Origin of the sequence: Pseudonocardia pini (genome assembly GCF_013870575.1) — a bacterium.
GTDB classification, from domain to species: Bacteria; Actinomycetota; Actinomycetes; order Mycobacteriales; family Pseudonocardiaceae; genus Pseudonocardia; species Pseudonocardia pini.
On the sequence record NZ_JACBXB010000696.1, the window covers coordinates 1 to 2,966 of the forward strand.

The following is a 2,966-nucleotide window of genomic DNA, read 5'->3' on the forward strand; positions in this document are numbered from 1 at the left end:
TCGAGCTGCGGGCGCACCGCCGCGCCCACCTCGGTGGCGGACACCCCGCGCCGCCTGCGGTGCAGCAGCTGCGCGCCGAGCTCCCGCTCCAGCGAACGCACGGCCTCGCTGAGCGTCGACTGGCTCATCCCGAGATCGCGGGCGGCGTCTCGGAACGAGCCCGTGCGCAGGATCGCCAGCACGCACCCGGCCTGTTCCACCCGCATGTCACCAGCGTCGCACGGGTCCGACCCGGCGACTCGCACCCACCCACGGAGATCACCTCATGACCACCGGTTCCGAGGCAGGCCAGGCCCTGCGCTCCGCCCTCGACGACGACCTGCTCGCCCGCATCCACGCGCGGGCCCGCGGCTACGACGAGGAGAACCGCTTCTTCGCCGAGGACCTCGACGAGCTGCGCGAGGCCGGGCACCTGCGCGGTCCCGTCCCCGAGGAGCTCGGCGGCGGCGGGCTGACCCTGCACGAGGTCAACCGCGCCCAGCGCGAGCTCGCCTACTGGGCGCCGTCGACCGGCCTGGCCACCACGATGCACCTGTACTGGGTGGGCAACGCCGCGAGCCTGTACCGGGCGGGCGACCACTCCCAGGAGTGGCTGCTGCGCGAGGTCGCGGCGGGCAAGGTGATCGCCGCCGGGCACGGCGAGCCGGGCAACGACGTCACCATCGCCGACTCCCGCACCGCGGCGGTCCCGGTCCCGGGCGGCTACCGGATCACCGGGCACAAGATCTTCACCTCGCTCGCGCCCGCCTGGGACTACCTGGGCGTGCACGCCCGGGACGACAGCGACCCGGACCGGCCGCGGATCGTCCACGCGTTCCTCACCCGCGACAGCGGCGTGCGGACCGAGCAGACCTGGGACACCCTCGGCGTGCGGGCCACCGCCAGCCACGACACGGTGCTGACCGACGTGTTCGTCCCCACCGAGCGCGTGGTCGACGTGCACGACCTCGGCGCCGACCCGAGCCCCGCCGTCGCCGGCATCTTCGCGTGGGTGCTGCCCCTGCTGGGCAACGTGTACTACGGCATCGCCCGCCGCGCCGTGGACGTGGCGCTGGCGACCGCGCGGAAGCGCACCGCGCTCAGCCTGGGCGGCGGGCCCGTGGCCGGGAAGCCGTTCGTGCAGTACCACGCCGCCGAGGCCGAGCTGCTGCTCGAGGGGATCCTCGGGCAGCTGGACAACCTCACGACCGAGCTCACCGCCGGGGTCGACCACGGCGCCCGGACCCTGGTGAAGCTGTTCGCCGCCAAGGAGAACGCCACCCGCGCCGCCCGCGCGGCCACCGACCTCGCACTGGAGATCGCGGGCGCGGGCTCGATCTCGCGTCGCGGTGAGCTGGAGCGCCTGTACCGGGACGTCCGGGCCGGGTCCTTCCACCCGCCGAACCCGGACACCGTGCGCGACGTCGTCGGCCGGACCGCCCTGGGCCTGTTCCCGTGAGCGGCGTGCTCGCGGGCCAGGTCGTGCTGATCTCCGGTGCGGCGCAAGGGCTCGGCGAGAGCCACGCCCGGTTCGTGGTCGCCGCGGGCGGCCGGGTCGTGCTCGGCGACATCGACGGCGAGGGCGTCCGCCGGGTCGCGAAGGACCTGGGGGAGGCGGCGGTCGCCGTCGACCTCGACGTCACCGAGCCGGACTCCTGGGCGGCGGCGGTGCGGACCGGCGAGGCGGCGGTCGGGGGCCTGACCGGGCTCGTCGCCAACGCCGGGATCTTCGGCCACGGCGACACCGCGACCGTGGACCTCGAGGTGTTCCGCCAGGTGCACCGGGTCAACGTCGACGGCGTCCTGCTCGGCATCCAGGCCGTCGTCCCGAGCCTGGTGCGGGCGGGCGGTGGCAGCATCGTGACGATCTCCTCGGTCGCCGGGCTGATCGGCATCGAGAACCACCCCTCCTACGTGAGCAGCAAGTTCGCCGTCCGCGGGCTCACGAAGGCCGCCGCGCTGGACCTGGGCAGGCACCACATCCGGGTCAACTCGGTGCACCCGGGCCGGATCGTCACCCCCTTCATCGACGGCCTGGACTCGGCGGTGCTGCCGAACCAGGTGATCCGCGAGCCCGGGCAGCCCGCGGACGTCAGCGAGCTGGTGGTCTTCCTGCTCTCGCCGGCCTCCCGGTTCTCCACCGGCTCGGAGTTCGTCGTCGACGGCGGTCGGCAGCTGGGGGAGTTCCGGCCGTGAGCGGTGCCTTCGAGGAGCTCGCCGCGGCGGCCGTCGCCCGCGAGGCCGCGGGCGATGCCCGGTTCGTGCTGCCCCGCAGGCCCGATCCGTTCGTGCTCGCCGCGGCGGTCGCGGTGCGCACCACCAGGATCCGGCTCGTCGTCGAGGTGGACACCGCCGCCGTGCACCCCTACGTGATCGCCCGCAGGCTCGCCGCGCTGGACAAGATCAGCGAGGGCCGGGCGGAGTGGCTCCCGCACGACGACGACCCGGACCGCCGGGCCGAGTCCGTCGCCCTGGTCGGGGCGCTGCTGGAGTCCTGGAAGCCCGGCGCGGTCCGCAACGACAAGGAGGCCGGGATCCACGTCGACCTGAGCAGGGTCGAGGCGGTGCACCACGACGGAGTGCACTGGTCGGTGCACTCCCCGCTGGACGTGCCCGCCGGTCCGCAGGGTGTCGTGCCGCAGGCGGTGTCCGCATGAGTGGACTGCACCTGTTCGCCGAGTTCCACCACAGCGGCGACCACGAGGCCGCGTGGCGGCTGCCGACCGCGCGACCCGACCTCATCGACGACGCCGGCTACTATCTCGACCGTTCCCGGCTCGCCGCCCGCGGCGGGTTCGACGCCGTGTTCTTCGCCGACTTCGTGGGCTTCGATCCCGCGGTGCGCGACCACGTGCGGTGGCCCTTCGAGCCGACGACGCTGCTGGGGGCCGTCGGCGCGGCCGTGCCGGACATCGGGCTGGTGGCCACCGGGTCCACGGTGTTCGGCAGCGCCGAGCGGCTGGTGGACACCTTCGCAGCGCTCCAGG

4 protein-coding genes and 1 pseudogene are annotated in these 2,966 nt (G+C 74.4%); 4 read left to right on the plus strand and 1 reads right to left on the minus strand.

All coding sequences use genetic code 11. From position 1 onward, the window contains the following. A partial coding sequence (locus tag H5J29_RS27315) for a LysR family transcriptional regulator (protein WP_181783870.1) occupies nucleotides 1-206 on the minus strand: 206 nt, incomplete at its 3' end. Nucleotides 207-265: 59 nt separating this feature from the next. Between H5J29_RS27315 and H5J29_RS27320 the strand changes: the two genes are divergently transcribed. The 4 genes and pseudogenes from H5J29_RS27320 to H5J29_RS27335 form a co-directional block, all read left to right on the plus strand. Continuing rightward, the gene (locus H5J29_RS27320) at nucleotides 266-1,438 is read left to right on the plus strand and encodes an acyl-CoA dehydrogenase family protein (protein WP_181783871.1); all 1,173 of its coding nucleotides are present in this window, start codon (nucleotides 266-268) and stop codon (nucleotides 1,436-1,438) included. Beyond that, nucleotides 1,435-2,175, plus strand: coding sequence for an SDR family oxidoreductase (locus H5J29_RS27325; RefSeq protein WP_181783872.1), 741 nt, complete (start codon nucleotides 1,435-1,437; stop codon nucleotides 2,173-2,175). The genes H5J29_RS27320 and H5J29_RS27325 overlap by 4 nt, the downstream gene beginning before the upstream one ends. Further along, nucleotides 2,172-2,636: an LLM class flavin-dependent oxidoreductase gene (locus H5J29_RS27330; RefSeq protein ID WP_181783873.1), complete on the plus strand. Its 465-nt coding sequence runs from the start codon at nucleotides 2,172-2,174 to the stop codon at nucleotides 2,634-2,636. The genes H5J29_RS27325 and H5J29_RS27330 overlap by 4 nt, the downstream gene beginning before the upstream one ends. Beyond that, nucleotides 2,633-2,966 (plus strand): annotated as a pseudogene (locus tag H5J29_RS27335) (LLM class flavin-dependent oxidoreductase); the annotation flags it as partial. The gene H5J29_RS27330 and the pseudogene H5J29_RS27335, both read left to right, overlap by 4 nt.